The sequence below is a fragment of the Herbaspirillum rubrisubalbicans genome (assembly GCF_003719195.1).
GTDB classification, from domain to species: domain Bacteria; phylum Pseudomonadota; class Gammaproteobacteria; order Burkholderiales; family Burkholderiaceae_D; genus Herbaspirillum; species Herbaspirillum rubrisubalbicans.
The window spans coordinates 4,238,305-4,256,842 of record NZ_CP024996.1 but is presented as its reverse complement, the minus strand read 5'-3'; the positions used below and the strand labels follow the sequence as shown (position 1 = coordinate 4,256,842).

The 18,538-nt window shown below is 61.6% G+C and carries 13 protein-coding genes and 1 other RNA gene; 8 read left to right on the top strand and 6 right to left on the bottom strand.

Translation table 11 applies throughout. From position 1 onward, the window contains the following. Positions 1-49 precede the first annotated feature (49 nt). Positions 50-1,057, bottom strand: a complete 1,008-nt coding sequence (locus tag RC54_RS18850) for a lytic transglycosylase domain-containing protein (protein ID WP_058896463.1) — start codon at positions 1,055-1,057, stop codon at positions 50-52. A 463-nt stretch (positions 1,058-1,520) separates the two neighbouring features. Between RC54_RS18850 and ubiD the strand changes: the two genes are divergently transcribed. Continuing rightward, positions 1,521-3,005, top strand: coding sequence for a 4-hydroxy-3-polyprenylbenzoate decarboxylase (ubiD, locus tag RC54_RS18845; protein ID WP_058896462.1), 1,485 nt, complete (start codon positions 1,521-1,523; stop codon positions 3,003-3,005). A 142-nt stretch (positions 3,006-3,147) separates the two neighbouring features. Further along, an RNA gene (gene ffs, locus RC54_RS18840) (signal recognition particle sRNA small type) lies at positions 3,148-3,246 on the top strand. A gap of 147 nt (positions 3,247-3,393) precedes the next feature. Here ffs and RC54_RS18835 read toward each other — a convergent pair. After that, positions 3,394-4,395: a glucokinase gene (locus RC54_RS18835; RefSeq protein ID WP_123020509.1), complete on the bottom strand. Its 1,002-nt coding sequence runs from the start codon at positions 4,393-4,395 to the stop codon at positions 3,394-3,396. Between the two features lie 191 nt (positions 4,396-4,586). Further along, on the bottom strand, positions 4,587-6,398 hold the full coding sequence (locus tag RC54_RS18830; protein WP_058896460.1) for a tetratricopeptide repeat protein: 1,812 nt from the start codon (positions 6,396-6,398) through the stop codon (positions 4,587-4,589). 289 nt (positions 6,399-6,687) lie between these two features. On the opposite strand from RC54_RS18830, the gene RC54_RS18825 reads away from it, so the two are divergent. Next, on the top strand, positions 6,688-7,371 hold the full coding sequence (locus tag RC54_RS18825; protein ID WP_058896459.1) for a fumarylacetoacetate hydrolase family protein: 684 nt from the start codon (positions 6,688-6,690) through the stop codon (positions 7,369-7,371). Positions 7,372-7,697: 326 nt separating this feature from the next. Continuing rightward, positions 7,698-9,143 (top strand): DEAD/DEAH box helicase, encoded by a 1,446-nt coding sequence (locus RC54_RS18820; RefSeq protein ID WP_061790230.1) that lies wholly within the window; start codon positions 7,698-7,700, stop codon positions 9,141-9,143. 10 nt (positions 9,144-9,153) lie between these two features. On the opposite strand, the gene gluQRS is transcribed toward RC54_RS18820, so the two are convergent. Both gluQRS and RC54_RS18810 read right to left on the bottom strand, forming a co-directional pair. Continuing rightward, a complete protein-coding gene (gene gluQRS, locus RC54_RS18815) occupies positions 9,154-10,038 on the bottom strand; it encodes a tRNA glutamyl-Q(34) synthetase GluQRS (RefSeq protein ID WP_061790216.1) in 885 nt (294 codons plus the stop codon). Beyond that, positions 10,035-10,973: a LysR family transcriptional regulator gene (locus tag RC54_RS18810; RefSeq protein ID WP_058896457.1), complete on the bottom strand. Its 939-nt coding sequence runs from the start codon at positions 10,971-10,973 to the stop codon at positions 10,035-10,037. Before RC54_RS18810 ends, gluQRS begins: the two co-directional genes overlap by 4 nt. A 148-nt stretch (positions 10,974-11,121) precedes the next feature. On the opposite strand from RC54_RS18810, the gene RC54_RS18805 reads away from it, so the two are divergent. Together RC54_RS18805 and RC54_RS18800 are read left to right on the top strand one after the other, a co-directional pair. Further along, the gene (locus RC54_RS18805; RefSeq protein ID WP_061790217.1) at positions 11,122-11,823 is read left to right on the top strand and encodes a pirin family protein; all 702 of its coding nucleotides are present in this window, start codon (positions 11,122-11,124) and stop codon (positions 11,821-11,823) included. Between the two features lie 111 nt (positions 11,824-11,934). After that, positions 11,935-12,510, top strand: coding sequence for a flavodoxin family protein (locus RC54_RS18800; RefSeq protein WP_017452193.1), 576 nt, complete (start codon positions 11,935-11,937; stop codon positions 12,508-12,510). Positions 12,511-12,608: 98 nt separating this feature from the next. On the opposite strand, the gene RC54_RS18795 is transcribed toward RC54_RS18800, so the two are convergent. Then, positions 12,609-13,490: a sulfurtransferase gene (locus RC54_RS18795; RefSeq protein WP_058896455.1), complete on the bottom strand. Its 882-nt coding sequence runs from the start codon at positions 13,488-13,490 to the stop codon at positions 12,609-12,611. Between the two features lie 240 nt (positions 13,491-13,730). Between RC54_RS18795 and dnaE the strand changes: the two genes are divergently transcribed. Further along, a complete protein-coding gene (gene dnaE, locus RC54_RS18790; RefSeq protein WP_061790218.1) occupies positions 13,731-17,189 on the top strand; it encodes a DNA polymerase III subunit alpha in 3,459 nt (1,152 codons plus the stop codon). A gap of 129 nt (positions 17,190-17,318) precedes the next feature. Further along, the gene (locus RC54_RS18785; RefSeq protein ID WP_058896453.1) at positions 17,319-18,527 is read left to right on the top strand and encodes an O-antigen ligase family protein; all 1,209 of its coding nucleotides are present in this window, start codon (positions 17,319-17,321) and stop codon (positions 18,525-18,527) included. The last annotated feature ends 11 nt before the right edge of the window (positions 18,528-18,538 follow it).

Genomic DNA, 18,538 nt, shown 5'->3' with positions numbered 1-18,538 from the left:
TCTGAATACCGGTAATATTCACATCGCAACACGCTTTGCTGTATGGATATTACAGCGCGGCGAGTTGTTCTTCGGTCTTGGGCTTGGCCGCCGCAGCCACATTGTTGCTGGCCGGCTTGGGTTGTTCGGCGCTGGCCGAGACGCCCGAGGCCGCAGGCAGCTTCACGGTGGCGGTGGTGTAGATCGAGACGTTCTTGCCCATCGCCACTTGCTTCAGGTTCTGGTATTCGGACAAGACCTTGATGCCATAACCGCCATCATTGCTCATGTCAGCGGCGCCCACGTAGCTCTTCAGGCCGGCTTCCACTGAACCGCCACGGGTGACGTATTCCTTCAGGATCTGCGAACCCACGCGGATATTGGCCACGGGATTCAAGGCAGCTTTGATGCCACCCAGTTCCTGGAACTTGTCGTGGTGTACCTTGGCCATCACCTGCATCAGGCCCTGCGCACCCATCGGACTTTCGGCGAAGGGATTGAAACGCGATTCGATGGCGATCACCGACAGGATCAGCAGCGGATCAAGCTTGATGTCGCGCGCCGTCAGGTAGGCCGCCGAGACCAGCATGTCGGCCGCGTCGCTGGCCACGCGATAGCGCTTGGCCAGCCAGTTGGTGACCAGCTTTTGCTGGCGCGGATTGCCCAGCAACTGGCGTTCTTCAGGCGTGAGCGCCTGGGTCTGGTGCTGCGGCTGGGTTGCCACGGCCGACTGCACCGAACCTGCCACGGCCGCACCGGCTAAGGCATTGACCGATGCCACCGGGGTGGTGGGCGCCATCAGGTCGGCCAGCGCCGGGGTGGCCGGTGCATCGGCTTCCTGGACCTCTTCCGGTGCATCCGAGAAGGGCGACATGCTGATGAGCCTGTCGGCCAGGTCGGGGTTGAAGAACATCAGGCCCAGCACGAACAGCGCGGCAATCCCTGCCATCGTCAGCAGACGATGGGCGATGCCGAAAAATTGAGCAATGCGTGGGTTCCCGGAAAGATTCCGGAAATTCACGCGGCGAACCATCTGCGGGGCGCCTGATAAGGGCGCCTCGGAAGCTTGGTTGGACATTGAACCTCCTGCTGTATTGCGGCAAAAACAGGGCGCGCCTGGCCAAGAAGTGGAGACCAAACGGCTGAACTGTCGCTGCTGCAATCTATTACGTTACCGTCGCAAGGCGTTACGGCAAGGCCATCCGCGAGGCCTGCTGGCCCTGCCGTCGGATGACATGTTTCGGGGAGTAGGGCTGACGCCCTGGACACACTTCTTAAGTTGCTGGGACCCCGGATCCCTGGATACCTTGCTTGGCTCGACTATTTTCGGTCAAGCCTCTACGAGCCCATGGCTCACCTCTTCGGTTTAGAGTGGGCGCATTGTAGAAGCCACTTTATATCGAGTCAATACTATGAAAATAGTTCTTTATAACTTTTGTGTATCATATTCAACGTGGCCTTCCTTCAAAAATCAATAGAATCAAGCGTTTGCCGGGGATAGTTGAGCCGGCCGTGATGCAAAAAGAAATTTGTTAAAAAGTATGAAATACACCGATTTACGAGATTTTATTTCCAAATTGCAACAAAAAGGAGAGCTGAAACGCGTCTCGCATCCGGTTTCGTCCCGTCTGGAAATGACTGAAATTGCCGATCGCACCCTGCGGGCCGAAGGTCCGGCGCTTCTTTTTGAGCAGGTCGACCAGAAAAATATCCCCGTTCTCGCGAATCTTTTCGGTACTCCCCATCGTGTGGCCCTGGGTATGGGGGCGCAAAGCATCAGTGAGTTGCGTCGCATCGGCCATCTGCTGGCCCGCCTGAAGGAGCCGGAACCGCCCAAGGGCATCAAGGATGTGCTGGACCTGGGCGGGCTGGTGAAGTCGCTGTGGGACATGGCACCCAAGGAGCGTAGCTCAGCACCCTGCCAGGATGTGGTGTGGGAGGGCCAGGACGTGGACTTGTCGCGCCTGCCGATCCAGCACTGCTGGCCGGGCGACATCGCTCCGTTGATCACCTGGGGTCTGGTCATCACCAAGGGGCCGCACAAGAAACGCCAGAATCTGGGCATCTATCGCCAACAGGTGCTGGGCCCCAACAAGGTCATCATGCGCTGGCTAGCCCATCGGGGCGGGGCGCTGGATTTCCGCGAGCACTGCATCGCCCATCCGGGCCAGCCTTATCCGGTGGTGGTGGCATTGGGTGCCGATCCGGCCACTATATTAGGAGCGGTCACGCCGGTGCCCGATAGTTTGTCCGAATACCAGTTCGCTGGTCTCTTGCGCGGCAGTCGCACCGAACTGGTCAAGGCCATGGGTAGCGACTTGCGGGTACCGGCCTCGGCCGAGATCGTGCTGGAAGGGCATATCTACCCGGATGAACATCATGCCTCCGGTTTCGAGCACGCGCTGGAAGGTCCGTATGGCGACCACACCGGTTATTACAATGAACAGGACTGGTTCCCGGTCTTCACCATTGACCGCATCACCATGCGGCGCGATGCCATCTATCACTCCACCTACACCGGCAAGCCGCCCGATGAGCCGGCGGTGCTGGGTGTGGCGTTGAATGAAGTTTTCGTCCCCTTGCTGCAGAAGCAGTTTGCCGAAATCACTGATTTTTACTTGCCTCCAGAGGGATGCAGCTATCGCATGGCGGTAGTGCAGATGAAGAAATCTTACGCCGGCCACGCCAAGCGGGTGATGTTCGGCGTGTGGAGTTTCCTGCGCCAGTTCATGTACACCAAGTTCATCGTGGTGGTGGATGAGGATGTCGACATCCGCGATTGGAAGGAAGTGATCTGGGCCATCACCACCCGGGTGGATCCGGTGCGCGATACGGTGCTGGTGGATAACACGCCCATCGATTACCTGGACTTCGCCTCGCCCATCAGCGGGCTGGGCAGCAAGATGGGTATCGACGCCACCAACAAGTGGCCCGGTGAAACCAATCGCGAATGGGGTACGCCCATCGTCATGAGCGATGAGGTGAAAAAACGCGTCGATACCATCTGGAAGGATCTGGGGATTTAACATCGCGCGCAGGTGACTGCGCGCATTGCGCTTGTTCGACACCGCGTAAATTGTTTACGTATTTTGCGCGGGGTTTCACTTTCTGATGCACTGCAATGATTTCGCTGGTCGGGGCGAGGTGAATTGGGATACAATGCACCCCGGCGGGCCCCTGCGCATTGTGGCATGGTCAACCTGGTCAGGTCGGGAACGAAGCAGCCACAGCCATTTCCCGCAAGTGCCGCAGACAAGGCTCGCCTCTTCTCTTTCTTCCGCTGTTTCTTCCAGTCGTTCCGTTCTACTTCCCCCCATGCTGCATATCGTTACGCGTGTTTCATCGCGCCATGCCATGAAAAAAGGCTGACGCGAACATGGCGCATCAGCCTTCGTCAGCCGTTTGCCGCTGTGTTTACTCGTGCGGATCCAGGCGATCGGCGAGGATCGCGGACACGCCTGTGAAGGCCGGATATTCTGCCGTGATCACATAGGTCGGAATGGCCTTGGTCAGTGCCGACATGCGCCCCTTGTTCTCGAAGCGGGCGCGGAAAGGCGAGCGGGCGAAGTAGTCGCCCAGATGCGGCACCACGCCGCCGCCGATATAGATGCCGCCCAGCGCGCCCAGGGTCAGCGCCAGGTCGGCAGCCACCGTGCCCAGCATACTGCAGAACAGGTCCAGGGTTTCCTGGCAGAGGGCTTCGCCTTGTCGCAAGGCGCGTTCGACGATCTCGGCGGCCTTGAGCTCGGCTGTGGCATGACCATCGATGGCCAGCAGCGCACGGTGGATGAATTCCAGGCCGGGGCCGGAGACCAGTCGTTCGGCCGAGACGTGTTCATGGAATTGCCAGGCATAGGCCAGCACCGCTGCTTCGCGCGCATTGGCCGGAGCGAAGGCGACATGGCCGCCTTCGCTGGCCAGCGGCAGCCAATGGCCATCGCCCCGCACCAGCCCGCCCACGCCCAGTCCGGTGCCGGCTCCCACCAGGCCCACTGGCTGCTCGGCTTTGGGCGCACCACCGCCGATCTGCTGCAGCTCATCGGTGCGCAGTTGCGGCACCGCCATCGATAGCGCGGTGAAGTCATTGACCACCAGCAGCAGCTCGAAACCCAGCAGTTGGCGCGCCGCTTCAATGGAAAAGGCCCAGTCATGGTTGGTCATCTTGATTTGGTCACCCTGCACCGGATTGGCGATGGCGACGGCCGCATGTCTGACCGGGGGATGGCCGGCCAGCTTCAGGTAGGCTTGTACGGCATCGGTGAATTCACGGTAGTCGGCACCACGCAGCACCTGCACTTGTTCGATCTTGCCGGGCGCAGTTTCCAGCGCGAAACGGGCGTTGGTGCCGCCGATGTCGGCCAGCAGGCGCGGCCCGCCGGCATGGGCGTTGAGGGGGGAGGCAGTGGGGGCTTGCATCATCGTGTCCTTGTTTCTTCATGCCAACAGGACGCAGGCGGCAGGGCGCATGGCCGTGCCGCCTGCCTTATGGCATCGGTATGGGTTGCTGGGGGCTTGCCTAACGGGTATGAGGCAAGCCGATGCGCCAGGTTCCGGCGGATTAGCTGCTCATCCGCATCGGCGCGCATGGTACCAGATGTGAAGAGGCTCTATGCCAGCTGTTGTTGCAGTGCCGCGCGCACCTGGGCAATGACCTCGCTCCAGTCCGTGGCCTGGGTCTGGCGGAAGATCGTGAAGCTGGGATACCAAGGCGTATCGCTGCGCTCCAGTTGCCAGCGCCAGCAGGTGTTGACGCGGTTGAGCAGCCACACCGGCTTGCCCAGTGCACCGGCCAGGTGGCATACCGAGGTGTCCACGCTGATGAGCAGGTCGAGGTTGGCGACCAGCCCCGACGTATCGGCAAAGTCGTGCAGTTCTGGCGAGCAATCGCGCACGTGGGCCGATAGTGGATGGGCGCGCAATTGCGCCACTGCCGCCTCGCCCATCTGCACCGAATAGAACTCCAGTCGGGAATGCTCGCGTGCCAGTTCCACCACTGGTGCCAATGCTGCGAAGGGCAGCGAGCGCTGCTCGTCGATGCGCACTGCCTCCGGGTGGGTCTGGGCCGAGCTGCCGGCCCACACCAGGCCCACGCGCAGGGCCCGGTTATGCGGCAGGCGCTGCAGCCAGCCGGCCCAGGCGTCGGCCTCGGGCAGCAGATAAGGGGCGCGCGGGATGTCGGCTTCGCTCAAGCTTTGGCAGGCCAGCGGCAAGCTCATCAACGGGCAGTGATAGTCGAAGCCCGGACGCAGGAATTGTTCGCTGCTGATGACTTCGGCCGCGCCAGGTACCTTGGCCAGCAGGCGCAGCAGCGCCGGCGGCACTTCCAGGATCACGCGCGCGCCCAGGGCCGCCACGCGCGGCAGGTAGCGCACGAACTGCAGGGTGTCGCCAAAGCCTTGTTCGGCATGGATCAGGATGGTCTTGCCCTGCAGCGATTGCTCGCCCAGCCACAGCGGTTGTAGGAAGTGGCGCACCTGGGCGCGCATCTGCTCGGTGGCCCAGCGGCTTTCGAAGGCTTTCCAGCCATTGGCGAAATCTCCCTGGCGCAATTTCAGCAGGGCATCGTTCCAGGTAGCCGAGTTGGCGTCGGGCTTGAGTTCGCGGGCGCGGCGATAGCATTCGGTAGCTTCGTTGAAGCGATACAACTGCTCCAGCGTGGAGCCGCGGTTGAACCACAGGTCCGGCGAGCTATCGTCCAGCGCCAGGGCGCGGTCATAGGCTTCCAGGGCTTCCATCGGGCGCTGCATCTTGAAGAGTACATAGCCGCGGTTGGACTGGGCTTCGAAGAAGTCCGGTTGCTCCTGGATTGCGCGATCATAGGCACGCAGGGCTTCCTCGAACTGGTAGCTGTCCTTGCAGGTATTGCCGAGGTTGAACCAGGCTTCGATGAAATCGGGGCGCAGCGCGACGGCGCGTTCATAGCTGGCGCGGGCGTCACGATAGCCGTAATGCTCGTGCTGGCTGTTGCCCAGCTGGAACCAGGCATCGGCATTGTCCGGGGCCAGCGCGACAGCGCGCTCGAAGTCGGCCAGCGCTTCGCGGCTGCGCTTGAGGCGACGCAATGCTGCGCCGCGTGCCAGCAGGGCGTCTGTAAAGGCCGGGTTGTGCGTCAGGATCTGATCGTAGCGTTGCACCGCTTCGTCATCGCGGCCCAGGTGGACCAGCGCGCCGGCATGGTCGAAATAGGTATCCGGGTGATCAGGATTGAGTTCGATGGCATGGGCCAGTTGCGCCTCGGCCGCTTCCCAGTCTTCCTGGTGCAGCTTGAGCATACCGTAGAGGTAATTGGCCTCGAAATGCTTGGGCAGCTTAGCCAGGACTTTCTTGTAGAGCTCTTCGGCGGGAGCCAGGTCACCTTTTTGATGCAGGGCAAGGGCTTTTTGCAGCAGGATGAGTGAGGCGTTGGCTTGCTGACGCATGGTGTTGTTTTGAATAAAAAGAGGGTAGGCCGCAATACCAGCCTGATGATGTACAAGTGTCCCAAATTCATACTGTTTTATTTGGCCGATTACAGCCGGAAATGTCGCCTATATCTCTGTTGCTCCAGCGCCAAGCGGCATCGTGACTTTTCTTTTACACTAACAAGACGTCAGACAACTGAGTTCAGAGATCAGAGATCAGAGGTCAGCGCTAGCCGGCATCGACCGGTCTTTTCATGCGCAGGTGGCCTTGCCGACTGCCTGCATTCGCCAATACGGAGTCTTCCCGATGAGTTTCGCCATTCCCGTGCCTGCCCAGACTACCATCCCGGTGGTGGGCGGCTTGCCTTTCCCGGTCCGTCGCATCTATTGCGTAGGCCGCAACTACGCCGCCCATGCCCGTGAAATGGGCTACGATCCCGATCGCGAACCGCCGTTCTTCTTCATGAAACCGGCCGATGCCATCGTCCCCACCGATTCCGTGGTGCCGTATCCGGTGGCAACCGCCGACTATCACCATGAGATCGAAATGGTGGTGGCCTTGGCCAAGGGGGGACGTGACATTCCGGTAGAGCAGGCGCTGGAACTGGTCTACGGCTATGCCGTGGGCCTGGACATGACCCGCCGCGATCTGCAGGCCCAGGCCAAGAAAATGGGGCGCCCGTGGGACATGGGTAAGGGCTTCGATCACTCCGCGCCTTGCGCCCCCATCGTGCCGGTGGCCCAGGCCGGCCATCCCGACCAGGGCGCGGTATGGCTTAAGGTCAATGGCGAAGTGCGCCAGCAGGGTGATTTGGCTGACCTGATCTGGAACGTGGCCGAGACCATCTCCTACCTGTCGAGCTTGGTCGAGCTGTTCCCGGGCGACCTGATCTTCACCGGCACCCCCGAAGGCGTGGGCGCGGTGGTCAAGGGCGACCAGTTGCAAGGCCATGTCGACGGCTTGCCCGACATCAATATCACCATCGGGTAAAAGTACCGTGGCAAGGGCGTCGCAGCGGTTTTTGGCGCCCTCGGATGGGCCGTTTCCGGCCGCCCGCGCCATGGCGGGCGGGCCGGGAAACCAAACTGTCATGATGCCCGGGGCGATGCGGCGTATAATAGAGCGCTTCGGGAGGTCCGGGCCACGCAAATGGCCGTCCCCGTGAACATCTTTTTGCATCATCCGAAGCGCCCGGCCGTGCAGGTTTGGCCGGTTCGCCCGTAACACATCAACACAGAAAGCAATCAGAACCCGTGCCCATGCACCGGAGCCGCCTGGCGGTTGCCGCGGCGCTGTCGCACCGTTCGCAATACACCATGTCCGACACCACGTCCGCGTCCGCAGCACCGGCTGCACCTGCCGTCCGCTTCGAAGATTTCGGCCTCTCGCCCGATATTCTCAAAGCCCTGGCCGAACAAGGCTACGTTCACCCGACCCCGATCCAGGCCCAGGCCATTCCTGTGGTGCTGCAAGGCCGGGACGTGATGGGCGCCGCCCAGACCGGTACCGGCAAGACCGCCGGTTTCTCGCTGCCGATCATCCAGCGCCTGCTGGCTCATGCCAGCCATAGTGCCTCGCCTGCCCGTCACCCGGTGCGCGCCCTGATCCTGACCCCCACCCGAGAGCTGGCCGACCAGGTCGCCGACAACGTGGCGGCCTACTGCCGCTTCACCCCGTTGCGCTCGACGGTGGTCTTCGGTGGTGTCGACATGGCACCGCAGACCGCGATCCTGCGCGCCGGCGTGGAAATCGTCATCGCCACCCCGGGCCGCCTGCTGGACCACGTGCAGCAAAAGACGGTGAACCTGTCGCAGACCCAGATCCTGGTCATGGACGAAGCTGACCGGATGCTGGACATGGGCTTCCTGCCCGACCTGCAGCGCATCATCAACCTCTTGCCCAAGCAGCGCCAGAACCTGCTGTTCTCGGCCACCTTCTCGCCGGAAATCAAGAAGCTGGCCGCCAGCTTCCAGAACAACCCGGTGACCATCGAAGTGGCGCGCAGCAATGCCACCGCCGAAAACGTCACTCAGACCATCTACAAGGTGGAGGAAGCGGCCAAGGCCGATGCGGTGAGCTTCATCATCCGCCAGCGCGAACTGAAGCAGGTGATCGTCTTCTCCAATACCAAGATCGGCGCCTCGCGCCTGGCGCGCACGCTGCTGGCCGAGGGCGTGAAGGCCTCCGCCATCCACGGCGACAAGACCCAGTCCGAGCGCATGGCCGCGCTGGAAGCCTTCAAGCAGGGCCAGATCGAAGTGCTGGTCGCCACCGACGTGGCCGCACGCGGGCTGGACATTGCCGAGCTGCCCTGCGTGATCAACTATGACCTGCCCTACAACGCCGAAGACTACGTGCACCGCATTGGCCGTACCGGTCGCGCCGGTGCCTCGGGCGACGCCATCTCGCTGTTCTGCGACAAGGATGAGCGGCTGCTGGTCGACATCGAAAAGCTGATCAAGAAGAAGTTTGAACGCGCCGAACTGAGCGGCTTTGCGCCGCGTGCCCGGCATGAACGCAGTGAGCGGAGTGAACGTTCGGAGCGTGGTGAGCGTAGCGAACGCGGTGAACGTGGCGAGCGCAGTCGCAGCAGTCGTGAAGGCGGTGCGCCGGCAGCTCGCCGCGAAAAGATCGATCCCTGGTTCCTCAAACCCTACGAGCCCAGTACCACCGAGACCGTCTCCACCAAGCCGGAGCTGGCCAAGAACAACCGTCCCAAGCCCAAGGTAGCTGCCCTGCTGGGCGGAATGCCTAAGCGCTGAGCTTTTTTCTTCACTGCGGCCCGAAGCGCGCTTGCCAGCCGGTGAGCGCCAGGCGCCAGAATCCCTCGCGGTCGCGCGCCGCACCGGTCTCCAGCCCCAGGAACGCAGCCGCCTGCTGCAAGGCTTGCAGCGGCTGACCCAGGTCCAGCGCCTGCGCGCCGTTCTGCTTGGAAAACTTCTCCCCCGTCGTATTCATCAACAGCGGCACGTGCAGGTAGCGTGGCGTCGGATAGCCCAGCAAGCGCTGCAGGTAGATCTGGCGCGCCGTGGAGTCGAGCAGGTCGGCGCCGCGCACGATGTCGGTGACGCCCTGTTCGGCATCATCGACTACCACCGCCAGTTGATAGGCCCAGAAGCCATCGGCCCGCTGCAATACGAAATCCCCGACCTCGGAAGCCAGGTGCTGCGCTTGCGGCCCCAGCCAGCGATCCTGGAACTGCACCAACTCGCCCGGCTGGCCGGCATCGGGCACGCGCAGCCGCAGCGTGCGCGCTTGTTTGCCCGGTGCCAGGCCCGGGCGGCAGGTGCCGGGATAGATGGCCGCGCCATCGCTGGCGGTGCTCACCCGTGAATCGGCGATTTCCTTGCGGCTGCAACCGCAGGGGTAGGCCAGTGCACCCAGGCGCTCGCGTGCCAGTTCATAGCGTGCCTTGCGCTGGCTCTGCACCAGCACCGGCCCATCCGAATGCATGTCCAGCGCTGCCAGGGTGGCGATGATGTCATCGGCAGCCCCTGGGACGGTGCGGGTTTCATCGATGTCTTCGATGCGCAGCAGCCAGCGGCCTTGATGCACGCGTGCATCAAGATAGCTGGCCAGCGCCGCCACCAGCGAGCCGGCGTGCAGCGGGCCGGACGGCGAGGGTGCAAAACGGCCGACGTAGCCTGCCGCCCTCATGCCGGCTCCTGCGGCGTGATCGGTCCCATCAGCGACTGTCGCACATGGGGCTGGGCCAGGTACTGGATGAACCACTTGAGCGACTTGCCCTGTTCGGCCTTGGGCCAGGCCACCATGAAGTTGTCATTGGGCTTGGCGGCCAGGGTCTGCTTTTCCACCAGCGCGCCCGAGGCCAGGTAGGGCGCGGCCCAGATGCGTGGCAGGTGGCCGCAACCCAGCCCGGCCAGTTGGGCTTGCAGCTTGTCGGCCACGGTGGCCACCGTCAGCGTTTCCTGGCCCGACAGCAGGCCCATGGTCAGGGTCGGCAGCGACTGGCTGTTGTCGCCCACGGCAATGGCGCGGTGGCTGCGCACCAGCTCGGCCGAGAGCGGTTCGATGACGCTGGCCAGCGGGTGCTGCGGCGCCACGGCAAAGACCCAATCCACCGCGCCCAGCTCCTGCATCTGGAAGCGGCCGCTGGTGCGCACCACTTCCGGCCCATCCAGGGTGACGCCAATGACCAGGTTGGCACGGCCTTCGATGAGCTTTTCCCAGGCCCCGGTCAGCACTCCCGGCGTGAAGCGTAGGCGCGTGCCGGACTGTTCGCGGTCGAAAGCGGCGATAACGGGCAGCATCTTGTCGAACGGGATCAAGCTGTTGAGCACGATGTGCAGCTCGGTCTCGCGCCCGGTGGCGGTGCGCTTGACGCGTTGTTCCAGGTCGCTGGCGGCCAGCAACAAATGACGGCCCTCCTGCAACAATTGCAGGCCGGCCGGTGTCAACTGGGCCCGGTGGCCGCGGCGGTCGAACAGCAGCACATCCAGATCGTCTTCCAGCTTGCGCACACTGTAGGTCAGGGCCGAGGGTACCCGGTCCAGCGCTACGGCAGCGGCGGCGAAGCTGCCCTTGCGGTCGATCATGTCCAGGATCAGCAGGGATTCCAGGGTCAGGTTCACGGCGATTCCACTTGTTTAAATTTTTTGAATGAACACTACGGATTTTAGACCTTATCTGCCGAAAAGATAGCCACTATAGTGACGCCATCGACAAACATTTTGACCAAATCAATTCCGGTTTGTGTCTTATTGAGAAAAAGGTGTTGACATGATTGAAATCCGCAAAGCGAACGATCGTGGCCACGCCAACCACGGTTGGCTGGATTCGTATCACAGCTTTTCCTTCGCCGACTACTATGATCCCAAGCACATGGGGTTTGGCCCCTTGCGCGTGATCAATGAAGACCGCGTGGCCGCCGGCCAGGGTTTCGGCACGCACGGTCACCGTGACATGGAGATCATTTCCTATGTGCTCGAAGGTGAACTTGCGCACAAGGACAGCATGGGTAACGGTAGCGTGATCCGTCCGGGCGACGTGCAGCGCATGAGTGCCGGCACCGGCGTGCGCCATTCCGAGTACAACCATTCCCAGGATGGCACCACCCATTTCCTGCAGATCTGGATCATGCCCGACCGCGCTGGCGCCGAACCGGGTTACCAGGAAGCGCATTTCTCGGCCGCCGACAAGGAAGGCAAGCTGCGCCTGGTGGCCTCGCCCGATGGCCGTGACGGCTCGGTCAGCATGAACCAGGATGCTCTGCTGTTTGCCGGCCTGTTCGATGGCACGCAAGCCGCCCAGTACACTCTGCCACAAGGCCGCCTGGGCTATGTGCACGTGGCCCGTGGCAAGGTGAGCGTCAATGGCCAGTCGTTGGAGGCCGGCGATGCCGTCAAGCTCAGTGCGGTCGATCGTATTGAGATCGGTGACGGCGAGAAGGCTGAAGTCTTGTTGTTCGACCTGCCGCGCTGAGCACTTCAGCGCCCACCTGCAGGATGCAGTTTGCAGTAGCAAGCCCGCCGGTACCGATCACACCGGCGGTTTTTCCCGCGTTACTTCACTCTCTAGAGAAGGAATTTCGTCATGACCAAAGTTGCCATCGTTTATCACTCCGGCTACGGCCATACCAAGAAGCAAGCTGAAGCCGTGCAGGCTGGCGCTGCCGGCGTTGCCGGCGCCGCCGTCGAGCTGATCGCCATCAGCGCCGAAGGCACCATCACCGATGAACAGTGGGCCAGCCTGGATGCGGCCGACGCCATCATCTTCGGTTCGCCGACCTACATGGGTACCGTGTCCTGGCAGTTCAAGAAGTTTGCCGACGCCTCTTCCAAGCCCTGGTTCAGCCAGAAGTGGAAGGACAAGGTCGGCGCCGCCTTCACCAATTCGGCCACCATGAACGGCGACAAGCTCTCGACCCTGCACTACCTGTTCACGCTGGGGATGCAGCACAGCATGATCTGGGTCGGCACCGGCCTGATGCCTGCCAACAGCAAGGCGGCCCAGCGCAATGACATCAACTTCGTCGGTTCCTTCTCTGGCTTGATGGCACAAAGCCCGTCGGATTCCTCGCCGGAAGAAGGCCCGCTGCCGGGCGACCTGGAAACGGCCAAGCTGTTCGGTGCGCGCGTGGTGGAAACGGCTGCCAAGTTCAAGAAGTAAGATTCACATCTTCTGCAGAAGATGTGAATGTATAAAAAAGCCGGCCTCACCAGGGCCGGCTTTTTGCTGCCCATGGATGGGGCGGCTTGATCTGGCGCTCAGGCTGCGGCGGAACTGGTTTGCTCTGCCGCACGCTGCTTGGGTGCGCAGTGCGGGCAAGACTTGCCCGGCACGTAATCCGGCGACAGTTGTTCGCGCGGGGTGACCACGGCGCGGCAGGCGAAGCATTGTGCAGTCTGGGTTTCCTTGAGCTCGGGGCTCAGGGCGGTGCGATAGTCGAAGACGAAGCAGTCGCCGTTGTAGTGGGCGCCGCCGACGTCCTCGAAATACTTCAGGATGCCGCCTTCGAGCTGGTAGACATGGTCATAGCCGATGTTCTGCATATGAATGGCAGCCTTTTCGCAGCGGATGCCACCGGTACAGAAGGTGACCACGGTCTTGCCTTCGAAATCGGCCTTGTGGTCTTCGATCACCTTGGGAAATTCGGTGAATTTGCTGATACGGTAGTCAACCGTATTGTCGAAAGTGCCGACATCGACCTCGAAACCATTGCGGGTGTCGACCATCACCACCGGGCGGCCTTCGTCATCGTGCCCCTGGTCTAGCCAGCGCTTGAGCTCCCTGGGCTCGACGAAGGGCGCGCGACCCAGCTCGGGCTTGATCAGCGGATGCTTCATGGTGATGATCTCGGCCTTGAGCTTGACCAACATGCGCGTGAAGGGTTGCTTCTCGGAATAGCTTTCCTTGACGATGAGGTCGGTAAAGCGGGCATCGGCGCGCAACCAGTTCAGGAAGGCGTCGATATCCTGGCGCAGGCCTGCGAGGAACAGGTTGATGCCTTCCGGGCTCAGGATGACGGTGCCGCGCAGATTGTGCTGTCGGCAAAATTCCAGAAAGACCGGGCGCTTTTCAACGGTGTCATCGAAACTGACGAATTTGTAGGCGGCGATGTTGACGTAGGGTGTATCAGGGGACTGCATGGTTCGTTGTTCAACTCTAAGTCTTTGAATTGACGGCATTATAACCGCGCGGGCAGGGCGTTCGCAGCAATTTGGCGTGGCTGGACGGCTACTGTGGTGCTTCTCTGATGCAAGTCAAGGCAAGCAATTCCGATTTCCGTGTGGTTTTTGGTAAATAGTTATCAAGAAAGACAATATTCCTGATAAAAGCCACACACCGGAAAGAAAGGCGAGTGCCAAGCTCCGGTAGAATGTCGCCCCATGACTACCCCGCAATTTGTACACCTCCGTATGCACTCGGAGTACTCCATCGTGGACGGCCTTGTGCGTATCGACGACATCGTCAAGGCCGCCGCCAAGGATGGACAGGCCGCCCTGGCGGTGACCGACCTCGCCAACCTGTTCTGCATGGTGCGTTTCTACAAGGAAGCGCGCGGCAAGGGCGTCAAGCCCATCGCTGGCTGCGACCTGTGGATCACCAACGATGCCGACCGCGAAAAGCCCTTCCGCCTGCTGGTGCTGATCAAGAACCGTCACGGTTACCTGCAGTTATGTGAAGTATTGTCCCAAGCCTGGCTCAACAACCAGTACAAGGGCCGCGCCGAAGTGCGCATGGAATGGCTGGAGGCGCTGCGCCACCAAGAGGGTGGCAACGGCTTGATCGCCCTGTCAGGGGCCGCCATGGGCGATATCGGCCAGGCCATCGACAATGGCAACCTGACCCAGGCCGAAGCCTGCGCGCGTCGCTGGGCGGAAATCTTCCCCGGCGCCTTCTATCTGGAGCTGCAACGCGCCGGCCAGGCCAACATGGACGTTCAGGTACGTCAGAGCGTCGCGCTGGGCGCCAAGCTGGGCCTGCCCTGCGTGGCCACGCACCCGATCCAGTTCCAGAGCCCGGAAGAATTCATCGCCCACGAAGCCCGCACCTGCATCGCCGAAGGCGAGATCATGGCCAATGCGCGCCGGGTGCGCCGCTTCAACGAGCAGCAATACTTCAAGTCGCAGGCCGAGATGGCCGAGCTGTTCGCCGACCTGCCTGGCGCGATTGCCAATACCGTGGAAATCGCCAAGCGCTGCAACCTGGTGCTGCAGCTGGGCAAGCCGCAATTGCCGGATTTCCCCACGCCGGATGGCATGAGCATCGACGATTTCCTGGTAGCCCAGACCAAGGCCGGGCTGGAAGTGCGGCTCAAGGAACTGTTCCCCAACGAAGCAGAACGCGAAAAGCAGCGCCCGCGCTATGAAGCGCGGCTGGAGTTCGAGAACAACACCATCATCAAGATGAAGTTCCCGGGCTACTTCCTGATCGTGGCCGACTTCATTCAGTGGGCCAAGAACAATGGCGTGCCGGTCGGTCCCGGCCGGGGTTCCGGTGCCGGCTCGCTGGTAGCGTATTGCCTGTTGATCACCGACCTGGACCCGCTGCGCTACAACCTGCTGTTCGAACGTTTCCTGAACCCGGAACGCGTCTCGATGCCCGACTTCGACATCGACTTCTGCCAGGAAGGCCGCGACCGCGTGATCCAGTATGTGAAGGATCGTTACGGCAAGGATGCGGTCTCGCAGATCGCCACCTTCGGTACCATGGCGGCCAAGGGCGCGGTGCGCGACGTGGGCCGCGTGCTGGACCTGGGCTATAACTTCTGCGACGGCATCTCCAAGCTGATTCCCTTCAAACCCGGCAAGCTGGTCACGCTGGCCGACGCCATCGAGGAAGAGCCGCTGTTGAAGGAGCGCCTGGAAAACGAAGAAGAGGTCAAACAACTGATGGGCCTGGCCCAGCAGGTCGAAGGCATCGCCCGCAACATCGGGATGCACGCCGGTGGCGTGCTGATCGCGCCCGGCAAGCTGACCGATTTCTGCCCGCTCTACACCCAGGGCGGCGACTCCGGCGTAGTTTCGCAATACGACAAGGATGACGTGGAAGCGGTCGGTTTGGTGAAGTTCGACTTCTTGGGCTTGACCACGCTGACCATCCTCGACCGTGCGGTGCGCTACATCCGTATGCTCGACCCGGCCATGGCCGACTTCGACCTGGCCAAGCTGCCGCTGGATGACCGGCCTTCCTATGAACTGCTGACCAAGGCCAAGACGGTCGCCGTATTCCAGCTGGAAAGCCGCGGTATGCAAGGCATGTTGAAGGATGCCCGGCCCGACCGTTTCGAAGACATCATCGCGCTGGTGGCGCTGTATCGTCCCGGTCCGATGGACCTGATCCCCGACTTCTGCAAGCGCAAGCACGGCGAAGCCTTCGACTATCCTGACCCACGCACCGAGGGCATCCTCTCCGAGACCTACGGCATCATGGTCTATCAGGAGCAGGTGATGCAGATGGCGCAGGTCATCGGCGGCTATTCGCTGGGCGGCGCCGACTTGCTGCGTCGGGCCATGGGCAAGAAGAAGGCCGAGGAAATGGCCAAGCACCGTGAACTGTTCCGCGAAGGCGCGGCCAAGAACGGGCTGGACCAGGCCAAGGCCGACGAGATCTTCGACTTGATGGAAAAGTTCGCCGGCTACGGCTTCAACAAGTCGCACGCGGCCGCCTATGCGCTGCTGTCGTATTACACCGCCTATCTGAAGGCCCATCACCCCGCCGCGTTCATGGCCGCCAACTTGTCGCTGGCCATGGAAGACACGGACAAGGTCAAGATCCTGATCGAAGACTCGATCGATATCTGCAAGCTAGCCATCCTGCCGCCGGACATCAACAAGTCCGACTACCGCTTTATGCCGGTGGGCGAGCCGGGCAAGAAGGCCACCCAGATCCGCTATGGCCTGGGGGCCGTCAAGGGCGCCGGGCAGAACGCCATCGAAGCCATCCTGGAGGCGCGCAAGAGCGGTCCCTTCAAGGACTTGTTCGACTTCGCCAAGCGGGTGGACAAGAAGCAGATCAACCGCCGCACCATCGATTCGCTGATCCGTGCCGGTGCCTTCGATTGCTTCAAGGTCGACCGCGCCATCCTGCAGGCCTCGGTCAACCTGGCCTGGGAAAGCGCCGAGCAGGCCGAGAAATCGGCCAATCAGGTCAGCCTCTTCGGTGGCGACGACAGCGACTTGGAGGCGCCGCTGGAATACGTGCAGGTGCCGCCCTGGAGCGACAAGCAGCGCCTGACCGAAGAGAAGGGCGCGCTGGGCTTCTATCTCTCCGGCCATCTGTTCTCGGCCTACGAAAAGGAAGTGCGCCGCTTCGTGCGCACCAAGATCGCCAACCTGGAACCCTCGTGGGAGCCCCGCAGCCTGGCCGGCATCATCACCGGGGTGCGGGTGCAGATGACCCAGCGCGGCAAGCTGGTGATCTGCACGCTCGATGATGGCACGGGCGTGATCGAAGCCACGATCTATAACGAACTGTTCGAGCCCTTCAAGCATCTCATCAAGGAAGATGAATTGCTGGTGGTTTCGGGCAAGGTGTCGGAAGATCGCTTCAATGGTGGCTTGCGAGTGGCTGCCGACAAGGTCATGGACTTGGGCGCGGCGCGCATCCAGTATGGCGTGCGGATGGTGGTCTCGATCAATAAGGCGATCGACCCCAACCACCTGCGCGATACGTTGTCGGCACATCGTCAGGAACAGGGTTTACCCTTCGTGATGCGCTACCAGCAGGCCGATGCTGCCTGCGAGGTAGTGCTGGGCGACGCCTGGCGGATCAATCCCAGTGATAGCCTGCAATCGACGCTGGTGGCGTCTTTCGGGAAGGAGGCAGTGGTGGTCGAGTATTGAGGATTTGCACCGGAGGAAGTCAATGAATAAGAAGCCGGGTGAGGGGCCTGACTTCCCCGATCGCACGTTATCAAAACAATGGGGGGCTCTGGCCTTCGTCAATTCAAACTATAAACAGGATTCACTTAGATGGGCAGCTTTACCTCGTTTGCAGTCTTTCTCTTTTCTGCCATTTCACTGATCATCCCCAGCGGCTTTTCGGTGGGGGCCATCCTGCTGACCTTGGGCAGCTTTACTCTGGTCAACAAAAGCATCCGTTCTACCCTAAGCCGGGAAGATCGTCTGCTGATCGCGGTACTGGTGATCTACTTCCTGGTCACCGTGACCATGCACCTGTACCACCACGAAAGCCTCAAGGAATATGACCTGCCGCTGCGCTTCCTGCTGGCAGCCATGGCGCTGCTGACCTTGCGCGCCTATCCGCCGTCGCCGGCGGGTTTCTGGTCTGGTCTGATCCTGGGGGGTGTCGGCTCCTGCCTGTTTGCCGGCTGGCAGTACTTTGCGCATGGTGCGCGCGCCAACGGTTATACCAATGCGATCCAGTATGGCGATATCAGCTTCATCATCGGCATCCTCTGCCTGACCGGTTTCACCTGGGCGCTGCAGCAGCGCTCGGCGCGGACCTGGGTGATCCTGCTGATCTTGGGCGGTATCTCGGGTCTGCTGGGTTCCTTGTTTACCGGCAGTCGCGGCAGTTGGGTGGGCTTGCCAGTGTGTCTGCTCATTCTGTGCGTCTACTACAGCCGCTCGATCCAGCCGCGTTATGTCTGGGGTGGCCTGGCCGCGTTGATCGCGGCCATCGTGGTGGTGTTCGCGGTACTGCCGAGCACGGATTACCGGGCGCGGGTGACGCTGGCCTTCTCCGAGGCCTCGACCTACATGCACAAGAAAGATGCCGACAGCTCCATTGGTACGCGCATGGAAATGTGGCGTACCGGTGCCATGGCCGCAGCCGAGTCGCCCCTGTTAGGCATAGGCAAGGCCGGTTTCGTGGCCTGGGAAAGCAAGCAGATCGAAGCGGGCAAGGTCAACCCGTTGATGTCCGGCAATAACCACGTCTACAACGAATGGCTCGATGCCCTGGTCAAGCGCGGTATTCCTGGCCTGCTGGTGCTGCTGGCGCTGTATTTCATCCCGCTGCGCCTGTTCATTGCCCACCTGAAGTCGGCCCCTGCCCACGCCAAGCCCTATGCCGTGGGCGGCATCCTGCTCATCGTCAACTTCATCGGCTTCGGTTTTTCCCAGGTGTTCATGGCGCACAACTCGGGAGTGATGACCCTGGGCTTCACCATGGTCATCCTCTGGGGGCTGCTGCGCGGCCAGGAAGAACGTCACTGATGCGTAACTGA

Coding starts and splice junctions, on each gene's coding strand:
- RC54_RS18850 (WP_058896463.1), bottom strand. CDS start 1,057: ATGTCCAACCAAGCTTCCGAGGCGCCCTTATCAGGCGCCCCGCAGATG.
- ubiD (WP_058896462.1), top strand. CDS start 1,521: ATGAAATACACCGATTTACGAGATTTTATTTCCAAATTGCAACAAAAA.
- RC54_RS18835 (WP_123020509.1), bottom strand. CDS start 4,395: ATGCAAGCCCCCACTGCCTCCCCCCTCAACGCCCATGCCGGCGGGCCG.
- RC54_RS18830 (WP_058896460.1), bottom strand. CDS start 6,398: ATGCGTCAGCAAGCCAACGCCTCACTCATCCTGCTGCAAAAAGCCCTT.
- RC54_RS18825 (WP_058896459.1), top strand. CDS start 6,688: ATGAGTTTCGCCATTCCCGTGCCTGCCCAGACTACCATCCCGGTGGTG.
- RC54_RS18820 (WP_061790230.1), top strand. CDS start 7,698: ATGTCCGACACCACGTCCGCGTCCGCAGCACCGGCTGCACCTGCCGTC.
- gluQRS (WP_061790216.1), bottom strand. CDS start 10,038: ATGAGGGCGGCAGGCTACGTCGGCCGTTTTGCACCCTCGCCGTCCGGC.
- RC54_RS18805 (WP_061790217.1), top strand. CDS start 11,122: ATGATTGAAATCCGCAAAGCGAACGATCGTGGCCACGCCAACCACGGT.
- RC54_RS18800 (WP_017452193.1), top strand. CDS start 11,935: ATGACCAAAGTTGCCATCGTTTATCACTCCGGCTACGGCCATACCAAG.
- RC54_RS18795 (WP_058896455.1), bottom strand. CDS start 13,490: ATGCAGTCCCCTGATACACCCTACGTCAACATCGCCGCCTACAAATTC.
- dnaE (WP_061790218.1), top strand. CDS start 13,731: ATGACTACCCCGCAATTTGTACACCTCCGTATGCACTCGGAGTACTCC.
- RC54_RS18785 (WP_058896453.1), top strand. CDS start 17,319: ATGGGCAGCTTTACCTCGTTTGCAGTCTTTCTCTTTTCTGCCATTTCA.